This is a genomic window from Niastella soli (genome assembly GCF_017742245.1).
In the GTDB taxonomy this organism is placed as follows: Bacteria; Bacteroidota; Bacteroidia; order Chitinophagales; family Chitinophagaceae; genus Niastella; species Niastella soli.
Genome location: NZ_JAGHKO010000011.1, coordinates 682,578 through 709,179 on the forward strand (window position 1 = coordinate 682,578; position 26,602 = coordinate 709,179).

Here is a 26,602-nt window from a genome sequence, read left to right on the forward strand (position 1 = left end):
ATATTAAAATGAAGAAATATCTTTTTGTTATTGGTTTGTTATTTACTGGTAGAAGTTTTGGTCAGGTGCATAGTGCCGGTAATGTTACTTCCGTTAAGGTAAAGGGACCGCAATTGATGCTCACTATGCAGCATGCAGTTGGTGAAATAACCGTTTATAGCCCAACGATAGTGCGGGTACGGCTCGATCAGCATTCACTGGGCAGGGATTTCTCATATGCCGTAGTGAACGGACCGGTGGCAACACACGTTGACGTAAACCAAACGCCGGAGGCGATTACACTCTTAACCGATTCGCTGAAAGTAATTATCGCCCGAAAACCATTTCATGTGGCTTTTTTTACCCGGGATGGACGTGTTATCAATGAAGACGAACAAGGACTGAATACGTCCTGGGTAAACTCCTTTGTGACCACGTATAAGCACTTGCAGGAAGGGGAGCGGTTTATTGGGCTGGGTGAAAAAGTGGGTGGCCTCGACAAACGAGGGAATGGATATACGAATTGGAACTCGGACAACTTCGGATACCGTACCGATAAAGACCCCTTGTATGCAACATTCCCTTTTTACATTGGTATCCATCACGGGTTGCGCTATGGCATTTTCTTAGACAATAGCTGGCAGACCGACTTCAACTTCGGGGCCAGTACCGACCGGTTTTCTTCCTTTGGGGCGCACGGGGGCGAAATGAACTATTACTTTATAGCCGGTGCGCGTATAGACGATATTATTACTTCTTATACGGGGCTCACCGGGCGGATGAAGTTGCCACCGTTATGGAGTTTGGGGTACCAGCAAAACCGCTACTCGTATTATCCGGAAACAGAGGTGATGCGTATTGCGCAAACCTTGCGTGAGAAGAAGATCCCCGCCGACGGGATTACCCTCGACATCCATTATATGGATAAATACAAGGTCTTTACCTGGGATAAGCAGCGGTTCCCTGACCCGGCGGCCATGAGTGCAAAGCTGGCCGACATGGGTTTTAAACTAACGGTGATCGTTGATCCCGGCGTGAAGCGGGAAGAAGGATATGGTGTATATGAACGGGGTAAAAAAGAAGGGGCCTTTATCAAATACCCAGACAGTACCGACTATATCGGCCAGGTATGGCCTGGTTGGTGCGCCTTTCCCGATTTTACCGGGGTAAAGGGACGCGCCTGGTGGGAAAAGGAGATCAGTAAATATGCCAGTGATGGGGTAAGTGGTATTTGGAATGATATGAACGAGATCTCTACCTGGGGGCAGAAGATGCCGGATAATGTTTTATTTAACAATGAAGGAGAACCCGCCACCCATTTGCAAATGCACAATGTGTATGGGTTGAATATGGCGAGGTCCAGTTTTGAAGGATTCAAACAGGCATTGAACCGGCGTCCATTTATATTGTCACGGAGCGGGTATGCCGGTCTGCAGCGCTACAGTGCCATCTGGACGGGTGATAACCGGGCGGAAGAGGACCACATGCTGTTAGGGGTGCGGCTTTTGTGTAACCTGGGTTTGGCCGGTATTCCTTTTACGGGCATGGATGTGGGTGGTTTTACTGGCGGCCCTTCTGTTGGGTTGTATGTACGCTGGATGCAGATAGGGTCATTCAATCCTTATATGCGTAACCATACAGGAGTGAATACCAAATCAAGCGAACCCTGGTCGTATGGCGAACAGGCTACTGAGATCGTAAGGAATTATATCTCACTTCGCTATCGTCTGCTGCCCTATGCTTATTCAAACTTTTACGAAGCCACACAGAACGGATTGCCCCTGATGCGAACGCTGGCATTGGATTATACGGATGATGCCGCGATCTATCGCTCCGCTTTCGAAAATCAGTTCATGTATGGGCGTGCTTTTATGGTTGCGCCGTTCACAGGATCGGAAGGTTTTGGGAATATTTATTTCCCTGCGGGAAACTGGTTTGATCTGTATACCGATCAGGTGATCAAAGGCGGCCAGGAATTGGTATCCCCGCTCACGATGTCGAAGCTGCCGGTGTATGTAAAAGCAGGCAGCATCGTTCCGATGCAATCCCTGGTGCAGCACACCGCAGAAAAACCTACTGATACGCTGCTGCTGCATGTGTATGCCGGGGACCAGGGTAGTGATTTTGTTTATTATGAAGATGACGGATTTAGCTATAATTATGAGAAGGGTGACTTCTTTCGCCGGCGTATTACCTATGACCCTGTTTTGCGGCAGATCATCCTGGGAAAGGTAGAGGGCCAATATGCGTCAAAATTTAAATTTATAAAGCTGGCGTTGCATGGTTTTGGCGATGGAAAGCTTACAGTAGGAGGGCAAGCGGCCGGTAGCGAATTCGAAGCGTTGCTTACGCCGGTTTCCAAATTCGATCCGCAAGGGGAAGCCAATGCACCCGAAGGACATACGATCAGAACGGTAACGGTGAGAAATACATCGCAGGAAGCGATACTTAAGTACTGAGTTAGCTTTGAGGTTTTTTATAAAGAAAAGAAGCCGTCCCGCTTTTCGGGACGGCTTCTTTTTCCCGTCTATATGAATTTTCTAAAGTCTAAGTTATTTTGAGAAGGTAAAGGTGATGGTCTTTGACACACCCGCTACGCCTTTTGCATCATAAGGAGTTGCTTTCAGGGTATATTTACCGAGCGCAGGTGGGTTCCAGTTACCATAAAAGTAATTACCTTTTCCATCATCACCTTGTAATGCATAAGGAGCTGCAGCATCAGTAGCTGTTAAGCTTTGTGCACCGCTCAATTCAAGCTTCACATTAGCAATAGTGCCGGCTGTAACTGCACGGATGTTTGCTTTTGTAAGGTTCAGTGAGCTCAGGCTGATTGTTGATCCATCGGTAATGGTTTTTACTTCTTTTTCTGTAGAAGCATCAACCAGGCTGAAAGAGCTAACGCTTATGCTGGTGTTGGTGGGTGGTAATGATGGTTGTGTGGTTGCTGGTGGTGTTGTAGATACGAGTTTGCTAACAGGCAACATTTGATTATAGGTTGCAGTAGCATTGGCATATTTAATGTCATCGAAGTACAGCACTCTCAGGTTGGTAGAAGTGGTTTTTGTACCATTCCAGTCTGATTTGTAAATACCCATTTTCCAGTTAGGAAGATGGAAATCACCAGTAATTGCATACATGCTGGCACCTTTACGTGTTACGATCTTTTGACCGTCTTTCCAGATCTCGATCAAACCATCAGAACCAGATGAGTGAATGATGTGGTATACATATGTATGCCATTTGTCTTTTTCAATTACACCCAGGTCAGTTCTGGCATCGTCTGGTGTTCTCATGCTAAGACGACCATTTGATACCCGGATGGAGATAGCCGGGGTAATACCGCCGCCACCATGCCATTGGCTGATAACCTCGTCTTCGGCCTCATCTTTATATTGTGCGCTGGGCATATACAAGGCATAGGAATACCAGAAATTATTGGTCGTAGGCGTAGGGAAAGATATTTCAGCCCTTGTACCACTATGACTTTCCGGATCAGTATCTCTTAACTCAAAACGAGCTGATTTTGTACCATTAAAAACCTGGTTGGTAGATTGAGTAATACCATAGGTGGTTGCAGTTTGTACAGTACACAGGGTATTTATAAAACTGCTTCCTTCTGCATCTTCCTGCCAGATTATATTTCCACTGGAAGTTGATTTTGTTGATACCTGTTCATCGCTGTCAATACCAACGGGTTTTTGATCAATATTTTTCTGACAAGCAGCCAATGTAGCCAGTAATAGGGAAACGGAAAGCACACGCTGATTTCTCTGTAAAAAATTGCCTCTTTTGTGCATCGAAGTCTTCATTTTAGGTAGTTAATTCTAGATTTTAAAAAATGTTTTCAATTGTCGGTTACGTCTTGCTTACGCACAGAACTTCCCCGTTCACATCACAGGTGCTTTTTTAAAACCTGTAATGCGTTACATGCCTGCCACGTCGCACTATGCGGCGTGTAACAGCTTAATCCTCTCTTATCAATTCTAAAGACAGATACAATACTTCGTTCTGTCATTTTTTCTTTCCAGTGACCCGGAAAGCCAAGGCTTATGCTTCATAGGGTACGAATCCATGATTGAGAACTATAGCCAAGGTAACAGATAAGGAGCTTACAAAAGGGTGATGGAAAACTGATTTAGACCTCTCTTAAAATAAATTCCGATACAATTGATTAACTCCGTGCACTCGTATATCCATAGAATTCCTTTTCAAAAACGCCTTCATGATCATTACACGATAGTGTGCCTTCACAGCCGGTGTGGTGAATCCAAATCCGTGTGTTTGCGACAGTCACTGTTTTAACAGATCAATCAAATGATCTGTCGTGAATCACGAAGAACAGTTATTGAAGCCATATCGCTTTTTGCGCGATGGCTGCTCTTCTTCCAAATTGTTTGGTGGAAATTGTTACTGGCTGCGCGAACCTGCAAGTCAGCGAGCCTTTTGCAGCAACAGTACGGATCATTTGTTTTTCTGGTACGGATGAAAAGATGCTGGTGACATCTTTGAGGAATTTTCTAATAGTGTTCATCATATGGATTTTGTCGTTTTCAAAAAGGATATTCGAGTGTGTCATTCAATTTGACAATGCAAATGTCTATCCTTTTTGGTTCAATTGATGCAATCGATTGTAGAAATGGTGACGATGTAGTCGATTTGCTATAAAATGTAATAAGTGTTATTTCTTACAATAAAAGCATTTGAAAAATTAATGTGCGAAAAACAATTCATTAACAATCTGCAGGAGATTGTGAGGTATCTGTAAAGGGTGTAAAGCTGCACAAAAAAATGAAAATTGTAATCTTTGAGAGGGTGAAAAGCAGGCGGGCGTTTCAGTCGCCGGCCGGTAACAACAGTCATCATTACTTGCACATGCTATAGCCGGGAAAAGCTTCGGAAAAGAACAATGTTGTTGTTAGTAAGGCTGAAATAGTCAGGTGTGCAAATGTGCCTGTTTGCCCAAAATTATAAAAACGTGCCGATTAGCTGCAGGTATTGAACATGTTGGTGCGGAGTGCCGGTTGTGAAAAGCAAAAAATCAAATAACTTTATTTAGCGATCTTATCCCTTTCCTAAAACGCATTGATCATGGTGCGTTAAAAACCACGCTGCATTTCCTAAAAGATCACATAAGTTTTTTAACTGTTCTGTAAAATAGTCCCAGGCCCTGTATTGTGTTATATCACTGGTTGTTTGCTGTTTTATCGTGTTTTCATTTTTTGTGCAGATCATGACACCTATCATAACAAAAGAACAAAGCCGGTTACAGGAGGCAGGCAATGGCACGGCTGCCTGGAAAAAATGGGGCCCTTACTTAAGTGAGCGGCAGTGGGGAACCGTGCGTGAAGATTATAGTGAAGGAGGTGACGCCTGGAATTATTTCACCCATGATCAGGCCAGGGCGCGCACTTACCGTTGGGGAGAGGATGGCCTGGCTGGCATCAGCAATGACAGACAGAACCTGTGTTTTGCACTGGCGTTGTGGAACGGTAAAGATCCCATTCTGAAAGAACGGCTCTTTGGTTTAACGAACACGGAGGGAAACCATGGTGAAGACGTGAAGGAGTACTATTTCTATCTGGATTCAACTCCTACACATTCGTACATGAAATACCTCTACAAATACCCGCAGGCAGCTTTCCCATATGCTGATCTTGTGGAAACAAACCGCCACCGTTCCCGACGGGAATTTGAATATGAATTGCTTGATACCGGCGTATTCAATGAAGATTGCTACTTTGATGTATATGTAGAATATGCCAAGGCAACACCAGAAGAGATACTTGTGAACATCCAGGCCGTCAATCGGAGACCGCATGCTGCCGAACTGCATCTGCTGCCTACGCTGTGGTTCCGTAACGATTGGGCGGAATGGCTGGTCACATCAGCGCCTAAGCCGGTTATCAGTGAAATACCGGGAACAGCGGGCATTCACACCGCATTGGCAAGCCATCACACCCTGGGAGATTACCTGTTGCTTTGTGAAGGGGAGACGACCTTGCTTTTTACCGACAATGTAACCAATCTGCAGACAGGGAAGCAATTCATTTTCGCTGCAAAAGGTGAGCAGGTGGCAGCAACAGCCTGAGCCCACTTTTAAAAGACAGTAATTCTTTTTCAATAGCCTATTAATATGTGATATATGAAATTACAAATTGAATTTAGTCTAAGCCATATTTCCTTTCCGGCAAAAAGAGAAATAGAATCAATGGTGGAGAGTTTCGCTTCTTATTGCGAGGCCGCAGATGTTCATTGGTGCGACGGTTCCGAGGGCGAATTTCAATATTTGTGTGACAAGCTGGTGAATAAGGGAACGTTTATTAAGCTGAATCCAGATAAACGACCCAATAGCTTCGCCTGTTTTACGGACCCAAGTGATGTGGCCCGGGTTGAAGACAGGACCTTTATCTGCAGCCGGTTAAAAAAAGATGCAGGTCCCACTAATAACTGGATGGCGCCAAAGCAAATGAAATCAATTCTTAACGACCTGATGAATGGCTGTATGAGTGGTCGTACTTTATATGTTATTCCCTTTTGCATGGGGCCAGTTGGTTCCAGATTTTCAAGATACGGTATTCAACTGACCGATTCAGAATATGTGGTAGTGAGTATGCGCACGATGACCCGGATGGGCGAAGATATTTATCCCCATCTCGAAAAAGACAACTATGTTGAATGTATTCACACCGTAGGGGCGCCATTAAAACCAGGGGAGGAAGACAGTACCTGGCCCTGCGATCCGGCAGTGAAATATATAGCGCATTTCCCAGAGGATAGGATCATTATGTCGTACGGCAGTGGATATGGTGGGAATGCTTTATTGGGGAAAAAATGTTTTGCGCTCCGGATAGCATCTGTATTGGGTAGGGAAGAACATTGGCTTGCCGAGCATATGCTTATTACAGGGGTCACTTCCCCGGAAGGCAATAAGACCTATCTGGCGGCGGCATTTCCAAGCGCCTGTGGCAAAACAAACTTTTCTATGATGATCCCTGCAAAGGGATTAGCAGGCTGGAAAATAACTACCGTAGGGGACGATATTGCATGGATCTATCCGCAGGAAGATGGCCGCCTTCTGGCTATAAATCCTGAAGCAGGATATTTTGGGGTTGTTCCCGGTACCAATTATAACACCAATCCCAATGCCATGGAAACAATAAAGGCCAATACAATTTTCACCAATGTTGCTGTTACACCGGAACTGGATGTATGGTGGGAGGGATTGACCCCACAGCCTCCTGAAGGATTGATAGATTGGCATGGGAACGAATGGGATCCTCAAAGTGGCAAACCCGCAGCCCATCCTAATTCGCGGTTTACTGTCGCGGCAAAACAGAACCCCGCAATTGATCCAGAGTGGGAGAACCCGGATGGCGTGCATATTGAAGGTTTTATCTTCGGTGGAAGGCGTAGTGCGGTTGTGCCGCTGGTTTATCAATCGTTTAACTGGAGTTTTGGCGTTTATCTTGCCGCCACCATGGGGTCGGAAACAACCGCTGCAGCCTTTGGTGAAATAGGCAAAGTAAGAAGAGACCCCTTTGCCATGTTGCCTTTTGTTGGCTATCACATCGCTGATTACCTCGATCACTGGTTGCAGTTTGGAAGGGAACTGCCAAACGCTCCTCGCATCTTCGGCGTTAACTGGTTCAGAAAGGACGAACAGGGAAAATTTGTATGGCCGGGATTTGGCGAAAATATAAGAGTGTTGAAATGGATTGTTGAACGCATTCAGGGTAAAGCATCTTCTGTTGAACGTCCCATAGGCTGGGTGCCAAGGTATGAAGACCTTGATTGGACAGGGATTGATTTTTCAAAAGATGATTTCAATAAGATCATGGATATAGACCCGGCGCAATGGAAAAAGGAATTGTTTGATCATGAGGAACTGTTTTCAAGGATCTATGATAAACTACCCAAGGAATTTTTCTTTATGCGGGTTTTATTATTATCCTCATTATGGCGGTCGCAGGGAAAATGGGGTATGGCGCCTGAATTCGAATATGATGAGTGAAGTCAAACATATGGAAGAAAAGATCGCAACAACGGTGATTGAAAACAATGCCTTTGGTACTTTATTACTCGATGTTGGCATCTCACTTTTACAAGCGGGGGCCAACAGCGAGCGGATAAGAACCGCCATGTCTGAACTGGCGGCGGTATACCAGTATGTACCGCTCGTTACCATTGGCACCAGCTCAGTTTCGCTTGTTTTAAATGATAAAAACGGGAATGCGCTGTTCAATGATGTTCGCCGCACAGCGGTACATGGAATCAATTTTGCCGTGATCTCAGGAATGAGCCGGCTGAGCTGGCTGGCAGCAGAAAAGGGATGGTCGGTACAGGAGCTAAAGAATGAAATAAAAAAGTGCCAGGCACCCGGACATTACCCCCGGTTGGTCTTACTCTGCTTTGTAAGTCTTGCCGGTGCGGCCTTCTGTTATACTTTCGGCGGCGGTTATGTCGAAATGGCCATCACATTCAGCGCCACCTTTTGTGGTTTGTTTGTAAAGCAGCAATTGACAAGAGCAAACTTCAATCCTTACATCATTACTTACATCGCAGCAACGGCAGCCTCTTTTTTTACCGGGCTTTTTCATATAACGGGTCTGATCGACTCACCGGTAAATGCATTTTCCACCTGCGTGTTGTTTCTTATCCCGGGTGTTCTGTTGATCAATTCTTTCACCGATCTTATTGAAGGAAGCACAGTGAATGGAATAGCAAAGGGGGTAAATGCCCTGAGCCATATAATGGCTATCGCATTAGGACTATTAACCACTATTGCCATTTTAAATTTGAAAGAGTAATGTCAGAATTACTAAATATGCTGTTTAAAGCTTTCTGGGTCGGCTGTGCAGCCTTTGGGTTTGCTATACTATTCAATGTGCCCCGGAAATACCTGGCCACTGTGTGGATTGGGGGCGCCCTGGTAGGACTTATTAAATACGGGGTATTACTGTATATCTCCTCTTCAATAATCCTGGCCACTTTCGTGGCAGCGCTGGTGGTGGGTATTTACAGCGTAGTCATTGCCCGCATCCGGCGTGAACCACCTATGATCCTGACTATTCCTACTGTTATTCCTCTTGTGCCGGGGGCGTTTGCATACCGTACTATGTATGGACTGATAAAACTGACCGGGAATGTGGATGCTGACTATTCCCGCATTTTATCAGAAACAGTGCGCAATGGCGCATTGACCCTTTTTATCATCCTGTCATTCACCATAGGGATTATTATTCCTTACGAGATTGGAAAAGAGATCGCTAAAAAAATCAACTAAAAAAGAAGGTCATGGAAAAAGTGCTGACCATTACACTGAACCCCGCAATAGATGTAAGTACAACTATTCCCGCGCTATTGCCTGAAAAGAAATTGCGCTGTTCGGCGCCTTCATTTGAACCCGGTGGGGGCGGGGTCAATGTATCACGCGTGTTGCATAAAATAGGTTACCCCTCTACCGCTATGTTTATGGCAGGCGGCCATACCGGCCAGTTTTTTACGGAGCTGGTTGAAAAGGAAGACATTGAAACATTGGTTGTCCCTATTGAAGGCAGTACCAGGCAAAATCTCATCGTGCATGATGGGTCAAATTATCTGCAGTACCGTTTCGGAATGCCTGGTCCGGATATAGCTGAGCGTGAATGGCGCAACTGCCTGTTGATGCTAAAGAACGCAAAAGATTTCAGTTATACCGTGATCAGCGGAAGTAATCCTGCAGGCGTTCCGCCTGATTTTTATGCGGAGGCCGCCGATATAGTAAAAGCGAAAGGATCGAAGCTGATCCTTGATACATCCGGAGACGCCTTGAAGTTTGCCCTGGAGGAAGGCGTATTTCTGGCAAAACCAAACCTGGGTGAATTGAGTCATTTGGCAGGTGGTGCGGAATTGGATGCCAATAGTGTGGTGGAAGCAGCAAGAGTTGTTATCAATAAAAGCAACTGTGAGGTCCTGGTTGTTTCAATGGGAGCTGCCGGTGCCATGCTGATCACAGCAAATGAATACTATCATCAACCGGCCCCTACAATAAAAATAAAAAGCACCGTGGGCGCCGGTGACAGCATGGTGGCTGGAATTATTATAGGCATGCAAAAACAACTGCCATGGAAAGATGTCTTGAAGTATGGGGTGGCCGCCGGGACCGCCGCCACCATAAATGCCGGTTCCGGACTATGTACCCGGGAGAACCTTGATAAGGTCCGTTCATTTTTTATTGTCAATACGGAAGAAACAATTTAATCAGTGAAGCAATGGCATTGGATTCAAAAATTCCGCAAGGACCTTTACATGATAAATGGAGCAGTTACAAAGACCATTGTAAACTGGTAAATCCGGCGAATAAGCGCAAGATGCAGATCATCGTGGTAGGGTCCGGTTTGGCGGGGGCGTCAGCTGCTGCCTCATTAGGCGAATTGGGTTATCAGGTAAAAGTATTTTGTTTCCAGGATTCGCCACGCCGGGCGCATTCAATTGCAGCACAAGGCGGCATCAATGCCGCGAAAAATTATCAGAATGATGGCGATAGTGTGTATCGGATGTTTTATGATACAATCAAAGGAGGCGACTATCGCTCCAGGGAGGCAAATGTGTATCGGCTGGCTGAGGTAAGTGGTCATGTCATTGATCAATGCGTGGCGCAGGGGGTGCCTTTCGCAAGAGAATATGGCGGATTGTTAAGCAACCGTTCATTTGGGGGTACCCAGGTGCAGCGGACTTTTTATGCTGCCGGTCAAACCGGTCAGCAACTGCTCATTGGGGCTTACCAGGCCCTGGAACGACAGGTGGCACTTGGCAATGTATGGATGTATGCACGCCACGAAATGTTGGATATTGTAAATATTGATGGGAAATGCCGCGGCATCATTGTGCGCGATCTGATCACCGGCGAATTAGAACGGTATTCAGCGCATGCGGTGCTGCTTTGCACCGGTGGCTACAGCGGTGTTTTTTTTCTCTCCACAAATGCGCTGGGGTGTAATGTAACGGCCATCTGGAAAGCACACAAGAAAGGGGCGTACTTTGGCAACCCATGCTTCACACAAATTCACCCTACCTGTATTCCGGTCGCCGGCGATCACCAAAGCAAACTGACCATGATGTCTGAATCGTTGCGAAACGATGGTCGTATCTGGGTTCCCAAAAAGCCGGGCGAAGCAAGAAAAGCAAATGAGATACCCGAAGCGGACCGGGATTACTATTTGGAGAGAAGATACCCCGCGTTCGGTAATCTGGTGCCAAGGGACGTGGCATCACGAGCTGCCAAGGAAAGATGTGATGCCGGGTATGGAGTGGGTTCATCAAAGCAGGCCGTGTACCTGGACTATGCCGATGCCATCAACAGATATGGCAGGATTGAATGTAATAAATTAAAGATCCAACAGCCAACCGCCGAAGAGATCCGTCATCGTGGAATGGCAGTGGTGAAAGAGAAGTATGGCAATCTTTTCGACATGTATAAAGGCATTACCGGAGAAAATCCATATGAAGTGCCGATGAGAATTTACCCCGCAGTTCATTATACGATGGGCGGGTTATGGGTGAACTATGAGTTGATGAGCACCGTGAAGGGGTTGTACGTATTGGGGGAGGCCAATTTTTCTGACAATGGCGCCAATCGCCTTGGTGCAAACGCCCTGTTGCAGGCCCTGGCCGATGGCTATTTTGTGATCCCCTATACCGTAGGTAATTACCTGGCCGATGAGATCAGTACCCCCGTTCCGCCAGTGAGTCATCCTGCATTCGAGGAAGCCGAGAAAAACGTGTCAAACCATATAAACAGGTTGATGAACATCAAGGGTGCTCAATCTGTTTTAAGTTTTCATAAGAAACTGGGGAAGATCATGTGGGATAAATGTGGCATGTCGCGCAATGCGCAGGGGTTGCAGCAGGCCATTCAGGACGTGAAACAGGTAAAACAGGAATTTTGGCAGGACCTCAGAATCCCGGGAAAGATCAATGAGTTAAATCCAGAGCTCGAAAAAGCCCACCGCGTTGCTGATTTTATTGAACTGGCAGAACTGATATGCGTTGATGCATTGCATAGAAATGAAAGTGCGGGCGGGCATTTCAGGGAAGAATTTCAAACGCCGGACGGCGAAGCAGTACGAAATGACGCGCAATACATGCATGTTGCGGCATGGGAATACAAAGGTGATCATGAATGGGAATTGCATAAAGAAGAATTGAAGTATGAAGAAGTGAAGGCCAGTCAGCGAAGTTATCAATAGGGGATACAGGATAGGGCAGGATGAGCAAAAGGAATTATTCAGATAATTTTTGCCAGAATCGTTTACTTATCTTCGGGGCTGCCCAAAAAGAGCCACTTCTAACGAGGACACAAATTAAAGGTTAATGATGATACGAACATGTAAGCTTGCCCTATTGCTCCTGGTTGCTATTGCCTTGAACGGAAATGTATTGGCCCAGGAAACATTCCCTGATGGAACGCCCATCCCAGATTGGTTCAGACAAAACATTCCTACCGATATAAACAAACTCGGAAAGCATTACCGGATCACCGATCATAACGTAAAAAACGACAGCACGGTCGTACAAACACAAAAATTACAGGCCGTCATAGATAAAGCATATACAAGCGGCGGTGGTGTGATAGTTATACCAAAAGGAACTTTCCTGAGTGGTTCGCTGTTTTTCAAACAGGGAACACACCTGTATCTTGAAAATGGCGCCAGGTTGAAAGGCAGTGATGATATCAGCAATTTCCCCATAGTTATGACCCGCATGGAGGGGCAAACGCTTAAATACTTTGCGGCGTTGGTCAATGCAGATGGGCTGGATGGATTCACGATCTCGGGGAAAGGGACCATTGATGGCAATGGATTACGCTACTGGAAAGCATTTTGGTTAAGGCGGGAATTCAATCCCAACTGTACCAATATGGATGAAATGCGGCCGAGGTTGCTGTATGTCTCAAATAGCAGGAACGTTCAGGTTGCCGGCGTGACCTGTATGAACTCGCCTTTCTGGACGACCCACTTTTATAAGTGTGATAACGTAAAGCTGCTCAATCTTCATATCTATTCCCCCAAAACACCGGTAAAGGCGCCAAGCACCGATGCGGTGGATATTGATGGCTGCAAAAATTTCCTGATCAAAAATTGCTATTTGTCTGTAAATGATGATGCCGTGGCACTGAAGGGCGGTAAGGGCCCGCATGCCGACAAGGACCCCAATAATGGAAGCAATGAGAATATCATCATCGAGGATTGTATATATGGGTTCTGTCACGGCGTATTAACCCTGGGAAGCGAATCTATCCATGACCGGAACATAATCCTGCGCCGGATAAAAATAAACAACGCCGAGCGTTTGCTTTGGCTCAAAATGCGCCCCGATACCCCACAGGACTATGAGTATGTATTAGTAGAGGATGTAGAAGGCAACGACATCGGTAATTTTCTGTTCATCCGCCCCTGGACGCAATTCTTCGACCTCAAAGGCGAAAAAGCATCAAGGGATTCCTATAGTCGCCACATCATCATGCGTAATATTAAACTGGACTGCAACAACTTTTTTAATGTGGGAGTTGCTGAAAACCGTAACAACGTAAATGCTTTCAATTATAAATTAGCTGACTTCACCTTTGAGAATTTGAACATAACGGCGAAGAATAATTTAGTAATAGATACATCGGTGGTTGAGAATTTTAAATTGAATAATATTACCATTAACGGAAAAAAGAGTTTTTGAGATCAATCTGATCTCAAACTCTTTATGGGAATGGTAAAAGTAAATACCGATCCGTTACCCGGTTCGCTTACGACGGTCAGCGTGCCGCCATGCTGTTGAATAATTTGTGACGAGATATAAAGACCCAATCCCATGCCGGGAAAGGTGTCCATGTTGTTTTCAGTTACCCGGTAAAAACGGTCAAAGATCTTCAGCTGGTCATTGGGAGAGATGCCGTACCCCTTATCAAGAACGCTTACCTGTATACTATCACCGGCAAGTGAACTTTTAATGGTCACCGTTGTAGTAATGGGCGAGTATTTAATAGCGTTGGTTAACAGGTTGGTGATCACCTGGCCAATGCGTTCCTGGTCGGAAGTGACCACAGGTAAGTCGCCCAATTCTATGACAAAATTATGTTTCGTTGTTCTTTTTACCTCTTCAAGCCGTTCTTGTATCACTTTATTCAGGTCGGTTGGGCCAAAACAGAAGTGTAGCTTTCCTGCCGATATTTTCGTGGTATTCAGCAGGTCATTGATCAATTTATTAAGCCGGTCAATCTGGGTATTCAGTCGTTTCATCAGTTCTCCTTCTTCCACCCATTCTCTTTTTTCCAGCTTTTCCTGTACCACTTCTGCATATACTTTTATGCTGGTGACGGGTGTTTTCAATTCATGACTGGCAACGCCTATAAAATCTTCACGGATCTGAAGCAGTTCTTTCAATTTAATTTCACTTTTACGCAGGGCTTCCTCCGCATTGGCTCGCTCTACGGCCTCCCAGGTGCGCTCAGCTACCTCGGCAGTCAATGTGATCTCTTCCTCCGTCCAGTTACGGGCAACCGGACTATGAATGCATACACCGCCTTCATAGATGCCCTGTCTGATTATAGGATAGGCGATCCAGCCGATGATCTGAAGATCGAGATAGTGTTGAAGCTCCGTTGGAGTAATATCGAGTTGGTGGCTGTTGGGGCAAATATAGGCTTCACCCAGCGGCAAACGGGTAAACGTATGTGCACCAAAATCGGTGGATAGGAACCGGCCTGAAAAGGTTGGTTGAGTTGGATCGGCGTGCCAGTCGTCATCAATGATATAGGTCCAGTTGTCGTTTTCCTGCACCAACGAGTAATAGAAGGTGCGGCTTACTTTCAGGTGTTCGCCAAGCATCCGCATGGCGGCACGTTGTGTTTCTATAGGATCGGCGATCGTGCGCAGGGTATCACTGAAATTGAGCAGAAATTGCTGACGCTGTTCCTGTTGTTTGCGTTTTGTGATGTCGGAAAATAAAACGGCCACCTGCCTGCTGTTTGCACCGCCAATCCGGGAAGCAAACGTGTAGTACCAGCGCCCGGTGGGTTCATGCCAGTTTTCAAAATGGACCGCTTCGCCTGTTTTGGCGGCCTTGTCGTATGCTTCGAACCAGTAAGTTTCTGTACCTGGCATTACTTCGCTGGCCAGTTTACCTACCGTGTCTTTTAAACCCGTTTGCTTTTCAAATGCAGGGTTCACTTCCACCCACCTAAGGTCATCTGCTTTTTCATTGTTATATACCAGTTCATAAATGCAGAAGCCTTCGTTAATGGAATTAAAAATGGAGTAGTATTTGTTTGTCGCATTGCTGGCTATTTCATCTTTGAGGTCCAGTATTTCCTTCTCCGCCAGCTTGCGTGCCGTTATATCTTCAGAGGAGGTGACCAGTCCATTCCCTAATTTTACACCCGTCAGACGGATCCATTGGTGGGACCCATCAAGCGTATAAGGGAATTCCCAATCCTGTATTTCTCCTTTCTCCACCACAGCGATCATTTTGTCAAGAACACCGCATTCTTTTATGCCCGGGTATTCCTCCATCCAGCGTTTACCGATCAATGAACGGTCGCCTCCATAATGATTGGCCCTGTTGTTTGTAAGCACCCATTCAAAGTCAATAATTTTATTTTCTTCATTGAACACGGGACAGTAATAAGAAATGCCTGAAAGCGAAACATTCAGCACTGACTGCAAAAGATTGCTGGTGGCTTTTATTTCCTGCTCGGCCTTTTTTAAGTCGGTAATGTCTTCCCACACCTGTATCAACCGATCATTGCCAATAGGTGCATTGGAAAAAAGAAACCACCCTTCCACAATCCCGGACTCTGCCTTTCTTGTATATGAATTGTTATTTCCCGTTTCAATTACTTCTTTGAAATATTGTAATTGTTCTATTCCGTCACTTCCATAACTGGAGAGCAGAGTGCCGGTAGGATCGTTGCCGCCGAACGCTTCTAAAGTCCTTTTATTTACGAAATCGAATATAAAGTCTATTATTTTCCCATGGTTGTTTCTGACCACCTTAAAAACGCCAATACCAATATTGGGTGCATCCATCATGGCCAGCAGTAAGTCCCTGCTTTTCATTATTTCTGCCTCGGCATTTTTCTGTTTGGTGATATCGCGCGTGGTCAATACAACGCCATCGCCTGATCTTACGACGGCCTGGTAAAACCAGCCATCGAATTGTTCGTAATTATAGTACATCTCTTCCTCGCTTGGTTTGCCTGTTTCGGTTACTTTAACCATTTTCTCAAAAATCCCCGCTTCAACAACCCCCGGATGTTGCTGTAGGAGGCTTCTGCCTGTGACGTCGCCATTTTGTTCAATGGCTTTTTTGTTATTGAGGAGCCAGACAAAATCAATGATCCGGCCTTCCTCATTGCGTACAGCTTTAAACAATTGAATGATGTCGAGGGAACTGTCGATCGTTGCCTGCAGCAGGTCTTTGTATTCACTCGGATTTAAGCACTGGGCGCTAATATTCTTATGGTCTTCATTATACATGCGAAAGAATTTAGTGGCTTTAGCCGGGTGTATAAAGGTAGTAATTCGTTTAGATTAATTCGCTTTATGAAGTCCTGAAAACGGGATCGATCTCCGGTATACCTTCTGTAAAATGGATGAGCTATACAGTCAGGTGACGGCCCTTACGAAAAAAAAGTATTATTTAAAACGGGAAAAACACCTGATTTTAAATTCCTGAAATGCATAAATCTGACACGGTAATATAGGAACGCATTGAAGTATAGGGTGCGGTTGATATACACCTCCCTGTTAGTGGTATAGTATACCCGGCCGGCACCATTGTGCTGTATTGTAAAACGGCCTGTTTATGGTATTGTTGAGGTTTGTCAGGATAAGTAGATTAGTATGCATTTCTCAACAATTATCTCATCATTTAAAAACTTTATTATGAAAATCTCAGGACACATCCATGAAGTGACTGACTTTGTTCATTTTGCCCCTTCTTTTTTAAGTAACCCTAAAAAGCCTTTGGCCGGTACATTTAAAAGTGCGCCAGGTCTGCATATTCATTTGGGTTCCATATTAGAAGGACTCCTTCCAGCGCAAATTCCCTCCGTTTCCGCGGAAACCATTTCATCAGCAGATGGTAAATTTAGTCTGAACATTTCTGATAGTTTGCTCAAGCACCTTATGATTAACAAAATGGCCTATTTCGTCGTCTATAAAAAAGTAGGCACTTTTAATATAAATGGGCGCATTCTTCCCGCTTTTGAAGCGGTTTACCGCAGCAGTGCTTTTGATATTACGAAATTCAAAGGCGGGGACGTTGATATTTTCTTTGCGCTTTTCGATTTTCCAACAGTAGGTGGTATTTCACAGGACAAAGTGAATGAACAGGTTAAACAGACAAAGGCGCAACTCAAGGACCTGGATAAATTAAGCGCCTGGATCAAGGATGGGTTTATTTCTGTAAGTGGCAGCGGCCGGGGCGCTGATCTTAAGTTCAACGTCCACCTGTCAACATCTACTTCATTCAATTTGTCACATTTTATAGTTGGTGAAGTGACTGATATGGATATTGATCTTCCGGGCTGGGATGTACTTACCGGGATCTTTGTAAGCAAGGACGATATTCAAAAGGAAGTTGAAAAGGGTATTGCCAGTATGATGGAGGAGGTAAATGATAATATTGAAAAGGAGTTGGCTGCACAGGTTGGCAAAGGCGCCAGTCAGCGCCCTGAGCTGGTTAAAGATTTTTTTAAAACAACTGCTTCTGTCACATTCACAAAATTGAACTTTCCTATTGTTGACCATAAGATGTCTCCGTTAGGCCCGATTGATACACGTGCTATTGTTCCAAATGTTGCCGTTGGTTTCCCAAGGAATATCGGATAGACAGTCTGAAATGACAGGACTGTTGAATTGGTATAAGCTTGTAAAAAAATGAGAAAGTTCCATCAGGTGCTTTCTCATTGTTTTTTTATACCCCTATATGTGTTATTTATCATACGATTCATTCATTAATAGTTACAGTTCAGTCAGTACAGCGTATACTGTCCCCGTTACTGCGGGTACCTTCGTTCCGAAAATCCCATTAATAACCTTATACCTGTTGTATGCGCCATGTCCACTTTCGACTGATCTGCACCGTTCCCTGTTCCCTCTCTTCTAATAACACATTTATCAACTTTACTATTAATCAAAAAACTTATTAAACAAACGCCATGAAAAAACATGAGAATCGTGGTTTGTCTGACAATCTTGCAAAAGAAAAACAGGAATTGTTTCGAAAAGAACCGTCGGCGGTTATTGTTCAAATGATAAAAAATGCCGAGCTGCCCATACCGGACAAAGAGGTCCGTGATGGGGTCTTGTCTTTCTTTGAGCAACATCCTGACTTTGATATTCGCAAAACATCTGTTTATGCGGCCGCAAAACAACAAAGGGCCTCTTTGGCAAAGGTGGACCCTCTGCAACATGCCGGAGTGATGGATACGCTTAAAACGATCCAACGCATTTCTTCTCTCAGCGATGATCCGGTTGTAATGCCGGTAATGATGGAGGCCAATCTTACTTCGGCCCATAAGATAGTTGCCCAACCTAAAAGCACATTTGTAAACACCTTTACCAAACAGCTGGGTGGAGAGGAAGCGGCAGCTCAGGTATATGAACAGGTTGCAAATGTAAATGCCCGTAATGAGTATTTGTTTACTGCGTTGCGGGATAAAGTAGCCGGTATCTCGGTCGCGGCCATCGATGGCAAAGGCGGTAAACAGGAAGCACTTGCTGTTTTACAGGAAATGACCGATCAGAGTAACCTCACGTTAAATTGGGAAACCCTTTTTGGTAATGCCGATCTGTGTGAGTGCGACGAATGTCGTTCTGTATACAGTGCCTCAGCCTATTTGGTTGAACTATTACAATATATGGCCCATGTAGGCGATAGCGGATATCCATTGCCGGAGTTGTTGAAAAGACGTCCTGATATTGGTAATCTGCAGCTTACCTGTGAGAATGCCAATACCGTGTTGCCCTACATCGATATTGTGAACGAGATCATGGAAAGCTTTATAGTGCATTTGCCCGATTACCAGGCGGAGGGTCAGGCGCAACTGGAAGTGTTTAATGTAACTGATGAGCCAACAGAAGAATTGCTGGCCATTCCACAACACATCAATTATGCAGCCTATAGTAAACTGAATGAAGCGGTATACCCGTTTGCATTGCCTTATAATCAGCCATTAGACGCAATTCGCCTGTTGTTGGAAAAGATGGGTGTGTCGAGGGGTGCTTTGCTCAATACATTTACCAAAAGCGGAACACCTGAAGATGCAGTGGCGCTGCAAAGAGCGCAACAGGCAGAAATATTGTCGCTTTCCAGACTGGAATATGTGATCTTGACCAAAGAAGATTTTTACCGGAAGTCCTATTATGATGCAAAGGCCGGCAAGGTACTTACCCAGCAGGAGTTTTATACCACTATTGGGGTAAAAAATGTATGGCAGTATTATGGTTTCAATACAGAAACCGAAATGCTGACACAAATGAAACAGGTTAAAAGCCGTTTCCTGCCAACTACTGGCATCAGCTTCAAAGAACTGGTTGCCATGCTGGACGCTGGAAGTGTTAATATTGCCCGTCCAAAAGGCGCAGCCCTGGCCATGTTACAGCGCATCCCTTACAGCTATCGCTATTTACAATCATTAGTAGTAAATGCAACCGATCCGGCTGTAAAATATGCGCAGGTAATACAATTGTTGCAGGCTGTATTTACAACACCGGAAGATAAGACCGCTGTAAAGAATTGGGTGTTGCAGTATTTTGAGCCAATTGGTAAAATGATCGTTATAGAGCTGGGTGGCACTACACCCGGCGAGGGGGCGCCACTGGCCGATTTGCGAAGTGTTGCTGAAAGTTATGATATCAGCAACGCGCTGTTGCAACACCTCGACGGTTCGGGCATTACCACAGCCGAGTATGAGGCTATACACCGGTTTGTCAGGTTATACAAAAAGCTAAACTGGTCAATACAGGAAACTGATCTGGCATTGCTGGGACTGGTTACACCTGACAGCAACACCCGGCGCTACGAAATAACACCCGGTTTGCTGCAACAACTGATAGCGGTAAAAAAAGTGGTAGCCCAAACAGGATTGCCATTGAATTACCTGCTTGCTTTTTGGACCGATATGCAAACCTTTGGCGAGCAGTCTTTGTACAGGCAATTATTCCTTACGCATAACATCCTGTCTATAGATCCCGTTTTTGCCGCCGATGAGAATTATAACTACCTCGCCAAATCGCTTACTATTGGAGCGCATTTACCAGGCGTGCTGGCTGCCCTTCAGCTAACCGCCGACGATTTGGCCATGATACGCACAACTGCGGGTATGCCCGATGTGTTATCGGTGCACAACCTGTCGGTGCTTTTCCGGTATGTAACCCTGGCCCGTTTGTTAAGGCTGTCTGTGAAAAGATTATTGCAGCTGATAGCATTGTACGGCAATCCGTTTGTAAATGCCGATGGCACCCTGGATTTTATTATGCTGTGTGAAGACCTACAGCTGGCCCGGTTTAAGCCAGAACAATTAAATTATCTTTTTACCAATAAAACAGAACCAGGGATTTTGCCTGCTGAGAAAACACTCCTTTCTCTGGCTGTTTCCTTGCGCGATGGCTTATTGGAGATAGGGCAGGAGTATAAGGAACAGCCTGGTGTGACCGCAGAAGTTTTGAAAAGTTACCTGTTATTGATATATAAAGAAGAGATAGCGGCCAGGATCATTGATTTCTTAAATGGGAAATTGGTTTATACAGCACAGGCAGTTGAAGGTTTGCCGGTAGTTGTTCCTGTGTCACTGGCGGATAGATTTGCCTATGATAAGGTGAAAGGAACAGTATCTGCAAAGGGAATATTGACTGCTGAACAATTGGATGCAATAATGGCTTTGTCCAAAGATGCAGATTATTACAGGGCCGTGAAAGAGCTTATTGTTCAACCCGGCGTTTTTGTAGATGATAACCTGTTTGTGCTTTTCCCGGCTGGCAGCCCGGAAAGAAATGGAGTGCTGGGGCCAGACATGGATGTAAACACGCAGACTGTAAAAATTGCCCTGTTTTATAAACAATACCTGCCATTTCTTAAAGCACAGCTAACAAAACAATTGATAATTGAAAAGCTAAGTGACAGTTTGCAGGTTGATGCTGCTGTGACGGAATGGTTACTCTCAGATATGCTCAGTGCTGCGGATGGCTCCCGGTCCCTGATAAAAGACATTGAAACGGTTTCGGAAACGAATACACAACAGCCAGGTGCAAATACCTGGACCGGCTATCTTATTCCTCAGTTCGACGATGTATATACAATTCTTATAAACAGCAGCAGGAAGCCTGAAGTATATCTTGATGACCAGTTATTGGTTTTGCAGCCATCGTTGGGCAATGCTTCCCAATATGAAAGTGCGCCTCAAAGGTTAAAGTCTGGCCAGTTATACAGTCTCCAGATCAAAGGACTGGGTATAAATTTGTCGCAGTTTTTCTGGAAAACCCCAACACTACCTAAAACGAAGGTCCCTGATGCCTGTTTTTTTACTGCTTTAAAACGTGACCAGTTCATAGCTGCCTGGCAGAAAGCGCATAAGGCTGCCTTGTTTATAAAAAACTTTGCATTGGAAGCCACTGAATTGAAGTTATTACAGCTTTGTCAGGATGGTTTGGCTGGCATGGACCTGAACGAATTTTCCTTGCCAATGTGGCGACGTTTCAGGGAGTATACAAAAATGCGCAACACTTATAATAAAGGCAGCATTTCGCTGGCAGAGTTCCTGGCCTGGACGCGTAATGGCATCAATACTAACCTTGCCGATAAGATCACCGCATTGACCGGTTGGGATCTTTCAGGCGTTACTGGCCTGATCAGCGCGGGCCAGTTCAATATAACGGTTGCCAGTTTTGTTGATGAAAGTCCTTTGATAAAACTGCAACAGGCATTGGCTATTTCGGAAAAATCAGGCGTAAGCACGGCTACACTCTTTTCATGGGCAGCGCCCGGCGATGATTTTAATAAATGCCTGCAGGTAAGTGAAAGCATCCGCAGCAGTATGCGTGCTTTGTATACACAGGACGAATGGCAGGAGGTAATAAAACCGGTGAACGATGTGTTGCGCACCAACCAGCGCAATGCCCTCATCAGTTATCTGCTCGTACAACCTGCATTAAAACAATGGGCAGAAAACAGGGATGTGCCACTGGATGCAGAAACACTGTTTGAGTTCTTTTTGATAGACGTACAGATGGAAAGCAACATGGAAACCTCACGTATAAAGCAGGCTATCTCTTCTGTACAAACCTTTATTCAACGTTGTTTCCTGGGATTGGAAAGTGGTATTACTTCCGACCTGCTTGACCGTCAACGATGGGAGTGGATGCAGCACTACCGCACCTGGGAGGCCAACCGAAAAGTATTCCTTTATCCAGAGAACTGGATAGAGCCCGATCTGCGGGATACCAAAAGCACCTTTTTCCGGGAACTGGAAGCTGAACTATTACAGGAAGAGATTACCCCTGAAAAGGTGGACATGGCAATTAAAGGTTACCTGAATAAACTAAATGAAATGGGTAATCTGGATTTCTGCGCCATGTACCATGAAAGTTATGTATGGGGTTACCCACGCCTTACTTTCTCCCATATTATCGGGCGTACCAGAAATATGCCTTATGTATATTATTACACCAAATTCGACCATAGCCAGCATGTATGGACACCCTGGGATAAAATTGAAACAGATATCCAGCTGATTGAAGATGAAAAAGAAAGTGGCGTCCTTACCAAACCAATGAACGGTAATAGCCTGGTGCCGGTAGTATGGAAGAACCGGTTGTTGTTATTCTGGCCGGTATTCAGCAAAAGAACTAAGGAGAACACGGTTGATGGTAAACCTGTGTCAAATATGAAGTTTGTAGAAGCTTCCAATAGAACAACAGGTGAAGTCAGGCCGCTGGAGTACCAGGAGATCAAATTGGCCTGGTCGGAATATAAAGAAGGGAAATGGACGGCCAAACAAACATCGGCGTGTGTGGTAAATACCATGCCGCAGACCAAGGCGCCGGCCGTCAGTAAGTTCTTTTTTATAGCCGAAACACAGGAGGAGCAATTGAAGGTCCATGTCAACTACGAAATAGACCTGACAATGTCATCGGCAGGTGCTTTTACCTTCCAGGACGGTAATAAAATGACTGCCACCACGGGTGACCTGATCAATGTTAACCGTTTTTATCCGGCATGGGTTGCGGGCAGGTACATGAATTTTTATGCGTCAGATGTTTATTGGACACCGGTCAGCCTTATCTACGAGAATAACCGGAATGGGATAATATTCAATAAATCGTTGGCGGGGTACAAATTGGTAAGGTCGGTTCAAAGGAATTTTGCCGATGGAGGAATGCCGCCAGGGTTTGTTTACCAGGAAGACCGTTCTGATAATTCACATAACAGAACGATGTTAGGATTTTATGATTATGGAAAGAGTACGTATGATGTACAGAATGTGTATCATCCCTATACGCAGTCGTTTTTGAAAAATGTAAAGGAGTATGGAGTCAGCAATTTGTTTCAACCATCCACTCAGGGAAACACGGTATATGCCGTTGCAAAAGAAACCTATGGCGCGCAGAATATTGACTTGTGGCCCGATGGCGGTGTTGATTTTGGAAAGGTGACCAATGTGAACTGGTTTAAAGAATCATTTGGCCCCTTTAGTGTGTATAACTGGGAATTATTCTTTCATGTTCCCCTGTTGATTGCCGACAGGTTAAGTAAAAGCCGTCAGTATGAACAGGCGCGTAATTGGTATCAATATATCTTCGACCCAACGGCACCGGGAGCAGACAACGATATCAGGCGCTACTGGCAGTTCCTGCCATTTAAAACCAGTGCCATAGACGATATTACTACTATCCTATACAACCTGCAATCAGGCATTGGTTCGGCCGATGTAGGAGCTTGGCGTAGTGATCCCTTCAACCCCCATTTGATTGCCCGTTCTCGTCCTGCGGCCTATATGAAAACGGTGGTGATGAAATACCTCGATAACCTGATTGCCTGGGGTGACGATCTGTACCGGCAAAATACGCTGGAAACCATTAACCAGTCATTGATGCTGTATGTGATAGCAGGGCATATCCTGGGCCCGCGTCCGCAGGTAGTGCCTGAACGCGGCAAGGTGAAAGCCCAGTCTTATAATTCATTAAAAGATAAATGGGATGTTTTCAGTAACGCCCTTGTAGAAATGGAGCTGGCTTTCCCATACAGTGGCCAGGTAGTATTTGAAGGCGGTAACCAGCATGGTAAACCTTATCGCGGTAATAATATATATGGTTTTGGTGCAGCTTTATACTTTAATATTCCCAACAACCCGCAGTTACTGCAATATTGGGATACTGTAGCCGACAGGTTATTCAAATTGCGCCACAGTATGAATATCGACGGGGTAGTGCAGAAACTATCCTTATTTGAACCAGCCATTGATCCCGCGTTGCTGGTACAGGCAGCCGCCAATGGGGTTAGCCTTAACAGTGTGCTGAACGATTTCAATGTGGCCATGCCTTATTACCGTTTTCAGCATTTAACAGCCAGGGCGTTGGAGATGTGTGCAGAAGCGAAAGGGCTGGGAAGTCAGTTGCTCTCGGTTATAGAGCGCCGCGATGCGGAAGCACTGGCCAATTTGCGTAGTACCCACGAAGTAAGTCTGTTAAAAGCCATCCATACCGTAAAAGCTGCTCAACTCGATGAATCCAGGGCGCAGCTGGAGGTACTGAGCAAGACCCGCGAGAACACAGGCAAAAGACTTAAACATTTTATGCAATTGCTGGGAATAAAAGATCCAGTGCCTGCGGCCGATGCCGATTATACCGATATCGCCGGGATGTTCCGGGATGTGCAGAACGCCAGTGACATGATGCTCATTGATTATGAAAGGGAGGAGATGACCAAAATGAGGGAGGCTGCCCAGTTGCAGGTGATTGCCGGTTCGCTTGAGACAATGGCCGGTATAGCAGGTGTTATTCCCACTACCACAGGAAATGGGGAACCATTGGGGGTAGGCGTAAGCGTTTCATTTGGCGGACAGCAATTGGGGGCCGCGTTTGGGGCCAGTGCAAGAGGCGTACAAACAAAGTCTAACTTTCTGCAATTCCAGTCTGGTTCCGCCGCCAAAAAAACGGCTTTCCTCCGGCAACGGCAGGAATGGATCTTACAGGCCAACACCGCCGGTAATGAAATGGTACAGATCGATAAACAGCTCATTGCCGCCCGTATACGTATTAGCATGGCCGAAAGAGAGCTGAAGAGTCAGGAAGTACAAATAGAACAGGCATCAGAAATGCAGAACTACCTGGCAACCAAATATACCAACGAGGAATTGTACCAATGGATGGAGGGACAGGTGCGCGCTGTGTACCGTCAGGCATACCAGTTGGCTTATGACATGGCTCGCAAAGCCGAAAAAGCCTACCGTTATGAAAGAGGCGAGTTGAACTCCAACTTTATTAAACTGTCTTTCTGGAATGGGCAACGGGATGGCCTGGTGGCTGCTGATCAGCTTTCACTGGCCCTCAGGCAAATGGAGAAAGCCTACCTGGATAATAACAAACGTGATTTTGAGATCACCAAACACATTTCACTGGTACAATGGGACCCCGTGGCATTGATCAACCTGAAAGAAAAAGGTGTCTGTGAGTTGCAATTGACCGAAGAAATGTTCGATCTCGATTTCCCCGGGCATTTTATGCGCAGGATAAAAAGTATGAGTGTTTCCATACCCTGTGTAACGGGACCGTATACCAGTGTAAGTGCCACCCTTACTTTGCTGAACGATAAAACCCGCGTTAGCAGCATTACCGGTTCGCAATATGCCGAAGAAACCGCTGCCAACGACAACCGGTTCGTACATAATTTCTCACAGCTGCAATCTATTGCCACCAGTCATGCCCAGCATGATACCGGGATGTTTGAATTGAACTTCCGCGACGAACGGTACCTGCCTTTTGAAGGGGCTGGCGCCATCAGCCGCTGGCGGTTGGAACTGCCGGCCGAATTCAGGCAGTTCGATTATGGCACCATACCCGATGTGATTATTCATATGCAATATGTGGCCCGTGAAGGCGGGGGCATGCTGAAGCAGGCTGCTATTGACAATTTGAACGATTTTATGGAAGATATGAACGGCGACGATGGCATGGTGCAGTTATTCAATGTTCGTCATGAATTTGCCAACGAATGGTACCGCTTTCAACACCCGGCGGATGGAGCACCGGTGCTTACGTTGACCGGACTCGAAAACAGGCTGCCATTTATTACCCGCAACCGGAAAGTAAAAAATAAACAGGTAACCGGCATAGCGCTTTTTATCAGGGGCGAAGCCAACACGGTTGCATTAAATGGCAAACCACTGGCTAAGGTTGCAGTAATCGAAGACATACAGCATTTCAGCTTTACCGGTGATTTTCCAAAGCTGGGTACCAACTGGGTATTCACCCCCGGTAGTAATGCTTCGGACGCCAACACCTGGGAAGATGCGTGGCTGGTAGTACGGTATTCATTACAGTTGAATGCATAACAGGAGATCGCATCTAAGTTTTTCACTTTAATTATTAAT

The 26,602-nt window shown here is 45.5% G+C and carries 13 protein-coding genes; 10 read left to right on the plus strand and 3 right to left on the minus strand.

Features of this window, described 5'->3' with window-relative positions; translation table 11 throughout:
• The first annotated feature begins 8 nt into the window (after positions 1-8).
• Entirely contained in the window at positions 9-2,438 is a 2,430-nt protein-coding gene (locus J7I42_RS28600) for a glycoside hydrolase family 31 protein (RefSeq protein WP_209142688.1), read from the plus strand.
• Positions 2,439-2,531: 93 nt separating this feature from the next.
• On the opposite strand, the gene J7I42_RS28605 is transcribed toward J7I42_RS28600, so the two are convergent.
• A complete protein-coding gene (locus tag J7I42_RS28605) occupies positions 2,532-3,788 on the minus strand; it encodes a polysaccharide lyase (protein ID WP_209142690.1) in 1,257 nt (418 codons plus the stop codon).
• Positions 3,789-4,321: 533 nt separating this feature from the next.
• On the minus strand, positions 4,322-4,513 hold the full coding sequence (locus tag J7I42_RS28610) for a hypothetical protein (protein ID WP_209142692.1): 192 nt from the start codon (positions 4,511-4,513) through the stop codon (positions 4,322-4,324).
• Between the two features lie 696 nt (positions 4,514-5,209).
• Here J7I42_RS28610 and J7I42_RS28615 point away from each other — a divergent pair.
• The 7 genes from J7I42_RS28615 to J7I42_RS28645 all read left to right on the plus strand — a co-directional run bounded on the left by J7I42_RS28615 (position 5,210) and on the right by J7I42_RS28645 (position 13,689).
• A complete protein-coding gene (locus J7I42_RS28615; protein WP_209142694.1) occupies positions 5,210-6,067 on the plus strand; it encodes a hypothetical protein in 858 nt (285 codons plus the stop codon).
• A gap of 54 nt (positions 6,068-6,121) precedes the next feature.
• The gene (locus tag J7I42_RS28620) at positions 6,122-7,990 is read left to right on the plus strand and encodes a phosphoenolpyruvate carboxykinase (GTP) (protein WP_209142696.1); all 1,869 of its coding nucleotides are present in this window, start codon (positions 6,122-6,124) and stop codon (positions 7,988-7,990) included.
• 10 nt (positions 7,991-8,000) lie between these two features.
• Entirely contained in the window at positions 8,001-8,786 is a 786-nt protein-coding gene (locus J7I42_RS28625; RefSeq protein ID WP_209142698.1) for a threonine/serine exporter family protein, read from the plus strand.
• A complete protein-coding gene (locus J7I42_RS28630) occupies positions 8,786-9,262 on the plus strand; it encodes a threonine/serine exporter family protein (protein ID WP_209142700.1) in 477 nt (158 codons plus the stop codon). Before J7I42_RS28625 ends, J7I42_RS28630 begins: the two co-directional genes overlap by 1 nt.
• A gap of 11 nt (positions 9,263-9,273) precedes the next feature.
• Complete coding sequence (locus J7I42_RS28635) at positions 9,274-10,218, plus strand: 1-phosphofructokinase family hexose kinase (protein WP_209142702.1); 945 nt, start codon at positions 9,274-9,276, stop codon at positions 10,216-10,218.
• A gap of 11 nt (positions 10,219-10,229) precedes the next feature.
• Complete coding sequence (locus J7I42_RS28640; RefSeq protein ID WP_209142704.1) at positions 10,230-12,206, plus strand: fumarate reductase/succinate dehydrogenase flavoprotein subunit; 1,977 nt, start codon at positions 10,230-10,232, stop codon at positions 12,204-12,206.
• Positions 12,207-12,330: 124 nt separating this feature from the next.
• A complete protein-coding gene (locus J7I42_RS28645; RefSeq protein WP_209142706.1) occupies positions 12,331-13,689 on the plus strand; it encodes a rhamnogalacturonidase in 1,359 nt (452 codons plus the stop codon).
• 2 nt (positions 13,690-13,691) lie between these two features.
• Here J7I42_RS28645 and J7I42_RS28650 read toward each other — a convergent pair whose 3' ends face one another.
• On the minus strand, positions 13,692-16,487 hold the full coding sequence (locus J7I42_RS28650) for an ATP-binding protein (RefSeq protein ID WP_209142708.1): 2,796 nt from the start codon (positions 16,485-16,487) through the stop codon (positions 13,692-13,694).
• A gap of 408 nt (positions 16,488-16,895) precedes the next feature.
• Here J7I42_RS28650 and J7I42_RS28655 point away from each other — a divergent pair, with 408 nt between their 5' ends.
• Together J7I42_RS28655 and J7I42_RS28660 are read left to right on the plus strand one after the other, a co-directional pair.
• Complete coding sequence (locus tag J7I42_RS28655) at positions 16,896-17,843, plus strand: hypothetical protein (protein ID WP_209142709.1); 948 nt, start codon at positions 16,896-16,898, stop codon at positions 17,841-17,843.
• Between the two features lie 329 nt (positions 17,844-18,172).
• The gene (locus tag J7I42_RS28660) at positions 18,173-26,563 is read left to right on the plus strand and encodes a Tc toxin subunit A-related protein (RefSeq protein WP_209142711.1); all 8,391 of its coding nucleotides are present in this window, start codon (positions 18,173-18,175) and stop codon (positions 26,561-26,563) included.
• Positions 26,564-26,602 lie beyond the last annotated feature (39 nt).

What these genes read in the sequence shown, in the direction of transcription:
- J7I42_RS28620 (WP_209142696.1), top strand. Translation starts at nt 6,122, where the DNA reads ATGAAATTACAAATTGAATTTAGTCTAAGCCATATTTCCTTTCCGGCA.
- J7I42_RS28615 (WP_209142694.1), top strand. Translation starts at nt 5,210, where the DNA reads ATGACACCTATCATAACAAAAGAACAAAGCCGGTTACAGGAGGCAGGC.
- J7I42_RS28655 (WP_209142709.1), top strand. Translation starts at nt 16,896, where the DNA reads ATGAAAATCTCAGGACACATCCATGAAGTGACTGACTTTGTTCATTTT.
- J7I42_RS28605 (WP_209142690.1), bottom strand. Translation starts at nt 3,788, where the DNA reads ATGAAGACTTCGATGCACAAAAGAGGCAATTTTTTACAGAGAAATCAG.
- J7I42_RS28630 (WP_209142700.1), top strand. Translation starts at nt 8,786, where the DNA reads ATGTCAGAATTACTAAATATGCTGTTTAAAGCTTTCTGGGTCGGCTGT.
- J7I42_RS28600 (WP_209142688.1), top strand. Translation starts at nt 9, where the DNA reads ATGAAGAAATATCTTTTTGTTATTGGTTTGTTATTTACTGGTAGAAGT.
- J7I42_RS28610 (WP_209142692.1), bottom strand. Translation starts at nt 4,513, where the DNA reads ATGATGAACACTATTAGAAAATTCCTCAAAGATGTCACCAGCATCTTT.
- J7I42_RS28625 (WP_209142698.1), top strand. Translation starts at nt 8,001, where the DNA reads ATGGAAGAAAAGATCGCAACAACGGTGATTGAAAACAATGCCTTTGGT.
- J7I42_RS28650 (WP_209142708.1), bottom strand. Translation starts at nt 16,487, where the DNA reads ATGTATAATGAAGACCATAAGAATATTAGCGCCCAGTGCTTAAATCCG.
- J7I42_RS28635 (WP_209142702.1), top strand. Translation starts at nt 9,274, where the DNA reads ATGGAAAAAGTGCTGACCATTACACTGAACCCCGCAATAGATGTAAGT.
- J7I42_RS28640 (WP_209142704.1), top strand. Translation starts at nt 10,230, where the DNA reads ATGGCATTGGATTCAAAAATTCCGCAAGGACCTTTACATGATAAATGG.
- J7I42_RS28645 (WP_209142706.1), top strand. Translation starts at nt 12,331, where the DNA reads ATGATGATACGAACATGTAAGCTTGCCCTATTGCTCCTGGTTGCTATT.
- J7I42_RS28660 (WP_209142711.1), top strand. Translation starts at nt 18,173, where the DNA reads ATGAAAAAACATGAGAATCGTGGTTTGTCTGACAATCTTGCAAAAGAA.